This window comes from Empedobacter sp. R132-2 (assembly GCF_030324375.1).
In the GTDB taxonomy this organism is placed as follows: domain Bacteria; phylum Bacteroidota; class Bacteroidia; order Flavobacteriales; family Weeksellaceae; genus Empedobacter; species Empedobacter falsenii_B.
Window position 1 is genome coordinate 1 of the sequence record NZ_JACAGG010000064.1, and the last position, 4,672, is coordinate 4,672.

A 4,672-nucleotide genomic window follows, 5' to 3' on the forward strand; every position below is an offset into this window, starting at 1 on the left:
CTTCCTATACGTTGCGTAAAGTAAATTTGCTAATCTGATAATTTCATCTGACAAAGATACTAAAAAACTACACATAATAACTAAGCTTTCGTTGGGCTTGAAAAGCCAACAATGAAAGCCCGTTGAACGGAACCTTCGGGGGCTTTTTTGGCAGTCTATGGAGTTATCGTTTTTAGAATTTAGATACACAAAGCAGTTTTTTAGAAGTACTGCTTTTTTTGTGGGCAGAAGTGGCACTTTGTAGGGTTTAAATGCTGTGATTTTTCGTTTCAGCATATAATTTCCCTTACCCGCAAAGTTTATTTCGCAGAGAAAGTTTGGGTGACGAAAAGAAAATCCTGTGGCGGACCACGTTGCCCGAAAATGGCAATGGTCACCAGGTTTCCTTTTTTGCAACAGCGGCATTTTCTGAGCATAGTCTGGGGAACAAAAACGCTCCGTTCCACTTTTAAACTTTCTTGCAAACCCTGAAGTTTTTCACGCTTCCAGCTGCTGCTTAAAATACCGTAATGGCGGATCCTTACAAATCTTTTCGGCAGGATATGCAGACAGAAGCGTCTGATAAACTCCACATTCGATAAAGTCATTTCTTTTTTCTCGCCGCCTTTGCGGTAATCTTTGTAGGCAAAACGAACTTCTTTATCTGTGACTTCCTTAATCCGGTGATTGCTGATGGCCACTTTGTGCGTGTATCTGCCTAAATATTCGATGACTTGCTTGGGACCACCAAAAGGTCTTTTCGCATACACAACCCAGTTTTTGGAGAAAAGCCTTTCAGTCAAGTTTTGGTCACTCATACCATTAGCTCTCAATAAAGCCACAAACTTCGCACGGAACACTTTGCTCATCGCTTTTACAGAGAAGAGATATTTATCCGTTCGTACTTTCCTTCTCCATTTTCCCTGCTGGCTGATTCCACCACCCGGAACGATGCAGTGCAAATGCGGATGCAAGCTCAGGTTCTGCCCCCAGGTGTGCAAAACCCCAATCATTCCCAACTGGATTCCTTCGGTTTTCCCGAACTGGTTTAAAGTTGCCCAAGCGGCTTCAAACAGGGTTTTGTAAATGAGGGTGGGATTTGCAATGGCCAAACCGTTCAGTTCTTCAGGAAGCGTAAAAACCAGATGATAATAACTGCACGGGAGTAAATCCTGTTCGCGCTTCTGGATCCACTCTTCCTTTTTGTGTCCCTGACACTGCGGGCAGTGCCTGTTCCGGCAGGAATTGTAACTGATGGAAAGATTTCCGCAGCCGTCACACGCATCGATATGACCACCCAGAGCGGAAGTCCGGCAACAGGACAAAGCCCGAAGTGTCTTTTCCTGATGAACGCTGAAGTTTTTGGCCGGTAAATCGATTTTGCGGAGAACTTCAGCAACAGTTCCGCCCTTACTTCGGGTTTCCATTTTTGCGGCATAAAGCAAACACGGTATCCAAAGGACTGTGCGGCTGCTGATCCGACAGCTGACAGACATGCAAATATTCCATGGTCGATTCAATTCTTTCATGGCCCAGAAGTTTTTGAACCATAATGATGGAAACTCCATCTTCCAATAAATGCGTGGCAAAGCTGTGTCGCAAAGTGTGGGTATGAACCTCTTTGGTAATGCCGGCTTTTTTAGCAATAGTTTTAATCACCCACTGAACTCCTCTTTGACTGTAGCGGGAATCGAAATCCGGTGTGCCATAATCCGGCTGATCAATCTCTTCAACATTCCTATTTTGATTTCCGTTGAATAAATACTGAACCGGATTTTCAACTTTAATAAAGGTTTTCAATCCCCGGATTAAATGCTCTGAAAGCGGAACATAACGGTCTTTCCGGCCTTTACCCTGCACAATGTGAAGCATCTTTCGGTCAAAATCCAGATGCCGAAGCTCGATATTCCGCACTTCCATGCAGCGCAGTCCGCAGCCGTAGATGAGCCCAATGAGCAGTTTGTGTTTCAGGAGTTCTGCTGTTTGAAGCATACGCCAGATCTCTTCCCGACTCAGGATCACAGGAAGTTTCTTGACTTTTGGAATGGTGGGAAGATGGAGGTAGCTGTAAGGCAAGCCTTCGGTTTTCAGCAGGAAACGCAGCCCGTAAACAGTATGTTTAAAGTACGACTGAGAAGGGGTTTTTGATCGCTTTTGAAGTTCAAAGAGATAATCTTTGATGTCTTCCGGGTCTAATTCGGTAGGGATTTTACCGAAATGAAGCGCTAAGGCGGCAACATGCCTGGAATAATTATCAAAGGTTCGTTTGCTTCTGCCCAGAATGGAAATATTTCTTTCAAAGCGTTGCAGGAGTTCGGCAAAACCATTAACTTCGCTAGAGGCACGATTGAGAAACTTGTTAGTCCTTAACTCCTCCGGAGATTTTTTTTTGTAGCCATTTTATATGTTTTTTAGGGTTTAATAAAAACAAAATTACTAAAAAGGCGAATGGGAAAGCTACCGGAGGTTTAGTTCAACATCGCATTGGCAAAATGGCGGGTTAAGTGCTAACTTAAAACTTTCTACATTTTATTCCGCCGAATGTGTTCCACATTCAGCTTTTTTTTAATAATTTAGCTTCTGTGAAAACACATCGGCTACGTTACTGCTAAATTGAACTTTCCGTCCAATTTATCCGCCACTTCGCCAATGCGTTTCCCGTTATGGGCCATTTTTGAATGACAATGCGAATAGATACAGACAAACAAATGAATTTACTTAGTGATAAGAACGTTGCAATAATTGGTGGTGGACCCGTTGGACTGACTATGGCAAAATTATTACAGCAAAACGGCATAGACGTTTCAGTTTACGAAAGAGACAACGACCGAGAGGCAAGAATTTTTGGTGGAACCCTTGACCTACACAAAGGTTCAGGTCAGGAAGCAATGAAAAAAGCGGGATCGTTACAAGGATGGCGGTATGATTTTGCGGGCTGATTTGGTAAAAAGTAGCGAGGCAGTCAACATTGAACACGTGACACATACCTTCACTTGGGTTTATCCGCGTCAGGAAGCTGCAGTGAAACCATTTTATATTCTACCGGAGTTTGATTATGGCATCCATCGTCCGGATTTTTTCACCCCTGAGGTACAATCCAAAAGCAACTTGTTTTACACCGATTCAAGAGCACTTTTTCAAAGTCATTCGAAAGGATCTGTTGAATATAAGGTAGATGCTGATTCCACGGTTGTGACTCATTACAAATTGCTTTTGTCAGGGTATTATGCCCAAGAGTATTCAGAAGGGATACTTCGCAATCCAATTAATTTCTCAAAAAAATTCACCCCAACGATCCACAAGGTGGTGGCTCCGGATGGAACCTATCATTGGGTAATTGGTTATTTTCTCACGGAAGAAGAGGCCAGGGGAACACAGGTTCACGATGCAGTAATTCCAAATCCCCGCATGGTGTTCATTTCACCTACAATTTACAAAGTACTTCCATGAAAGTAGCATTGATTGTTGCTGTTGATCAGCAATTCGGTATTGGAAAGAACAATGATTTGATGTGGCATTTGCCTGCAGATATGAAATTTTTCAAAGAAACAACCACGGGACATATTGTGGTTACAGGTAGAAAAAACTACGATTCCATTCCGGAACGTTTTCGGCCGTTGCCCAACCGCGAGAATGCGGTCTTAACACGCAATACCGAATATCATGCTCCTGGAGCAGTTGTTTTTTCTTCCTTGGAATCCTGTTTGGATCATTATAAAAATGAAGTGGAACGAACCGTTTTCATAATTGGAGGCGGACAAATTTACCGAGAAGCTTTAGCGCTTGATTGTGTTCAAGAGATGTTTATTACCCATGTGCAGGGCGAATTTGGTGCAGATACCTTCTTCCCGAAATTCGAAGCTGTCGCTTGGAATGTTGAAACGGTAGCAACCCAAGCAGTGGATGAGAAAAATGCCTATGCGTTTGAAGTGAAAAGGTATTGGAGGTAACGTGATTACTTGATGAGAAATAAGAAATCATTGTCTACCTACTTTCGTTATATTTGATCAAATAAAGAAACAAACCTGCACAAAAACATCAAGTATTATGCTGTTTTGTACAGAAAAGCCGTATCAATAAATAAGTTATGCTTAATTTGATGAAAATGACAAAAATGAGGCTTTTACAAACATTACTATTAATAGTAACATTACAATTAGCATTTAGTTGCAACAAGGAAAAGTTGAATGATTCTAATGAAGAATTGGTTGGTGAATGGATTTTAATTAAAACATTTTCTGAAACGAACGGCTTTGATACTTCTGACGACTTAAAAAAAACTAGGTGGAAAATTATGTCTGACGGGAAGTTGAAAATATATAAAAATGGAATAAAGCAAAGTACTGAAACTTGGCAGCGTGATTACAAAATATTCTATGGGCAATTTATTGACTCAACTCAAACTTTTGATATGGATACTGTACCAGCTATCACTATAAGTAATCAAGGAACTAAACCATTTTCGATTTCAGGGGATGAATTGAAAATAGCTGAATCGTATATTGATGGAGTCGACTACTATTTCAAAAGAAAAAATTAACTAAGCATAACATCAACTAAAAGCCACGGGCTGAACAATCATAATCGAGAAGCCCGCGTCTCCTAGTTGAGAACCGTTATGTGTAATTTTAGCCGCAAACGCAGTTAAAACAAAAAGGCTCCGAATTTCGGAACCTTCTTTTTATCATTTCAT

The 4,672-nt window shown here is 41.3% G+C and carries 5 protein-coding genes and 2 pseudogenes; 4 read left to right on the forward strand and 3 right to left on the reverse strand.

Going from position 1 to position 4,672, the window contains the following annotated elements:
- Nucleotides 1–299: 299 nt before the first annotated feature.
- The 3 genes and pseudogenes from HXZ69_RS15030 to HXZ69_RS15040 all read right to left on the reverse strand — a co-directional run.
- Complete coding sequence (locus tag HXZ69_RS15030) at nt 300–1,406, reverse strand: IS91 family transposase (RefSeq protein ID WP_286496451.1); 1,107 nt, start codon at nt 1,404–1,406, stop codon at nt 300–302.
- Nucleotides 1,390–2,055, reverse strand: coding sequence for a tyrosine-type recombinase/integrase (locus HXZ69_RS15035; RefSeq protein ID WP_286496452.1), 666 nt, complete (start codon nt 2,053–2,055; stop codon nt 1,390–1,392). Before HXZ69_RS15035 ends, HXZ69_RS15030 begins: the two co-directional genes overlap by 17 nt.
- 75 nt (nt 2,056–2,130) lie before the next feature.
- Nucleotides 2,131–2,289 (reverse strand): annotated as a pseudogene (locus tag HXZ69_RS15040) (phage integrase N-terminal SAM-like domain-containing protein); the annotation flags it as partial.
- A 368-nt stretch (nt 2,290–2,657) separates the two neighbouring features.
- On the opposite strand from HXZ69_RS15040, the pseudogene HXZ69_RS15045 reads away from it, so the two are divergent.
- From HXZ69_RS15045 to HXZ69_RS15060, 4 genes and pseudogenes are all read left to right on the forward strand, one after another.
- A pseudogene (locus HXZ69_RS15045) lies at nt 2,658–2,912 on the forward strand (FAD-dependent oxidoreductase); the annotation flags it as partial.
- Nucleotides 2,902–3,429, forward strand: coding sequence for a hypothetical protein (locus HXZ69_RS15050; RefSeq protein ID WP_286496454.1), 528 nt, complete (start codon nt 2,902–2,904; stop codon nt 3,427–3,429). The pseudogene HXZ69_RS15045 and the gene HXZ69_RS15050, both read left to right, overlap by 11 nt.
- The gene (locus tag HXZ69_RS15055) at nt 3,426–3,929 is read left to right on the forward strand and encodes a trimethoprim-resistant dihydrofolate reductase DfrA49 (protein WP_038694170.1); all 504 of its coding nucleotides are present in this window, start codon (nt 3,426–3,428) and stop codon (nt 3,927–3,929) included. The genes HXZ69_RS15050 and HXZ69_RS15055 overlap by 4 nt, the downstream gene beginning before the upstream one ends.
- Before the next feature lie 164 nt (nt 3,930–4,093).
- On the forward strand, nt 4,094–4,519 hold the full coding sequence (locus tag HXZ69_RS15060) for a hypothetical protein (protein WP_286496455.1): 426 nt from the start codon (nt 4,094–4,096) through the stop codon (nt 4,517–4,519).
- The last annotated feature ends 153 nt before the right edge of the window (nt 4,520–4,672 follow it).

What these genes read in the sequence shown, in the direction of transcription:
- HXZ69_RS15030 (WP_286496451.1), bottom strand. Translation starts at nt 1,406, where the DNA reads ATGGAAACCCGAAGTAAGGGCGGAACTGTTGCTGAAGTTCTCCGCAAA.
- HXZ69_RS15050 (WP_286496454.1), top strand. Translation starts at nt 2,902, where the DNA reads ATGATTTTGCGGGCTGATTTGGTAAAAAGTAGCGAGGCAGTCAACATT.
- HXZ69_RS15055 (WP_038694170.1), top strand. Translation starts at nt 3,426, where the DNA reads ATGAAAGTAGCATTGATTGTTGCTGTTGATCAGCAATTCGGTATTGGA.
- HXZ69_RS15060 (WP_286496455.1), top strand. Translation starts at nt 4,094, where the DNA reads ATGAGGCTTTTACAAACATTACTATTAATAGTAACATTACAATTAGCA.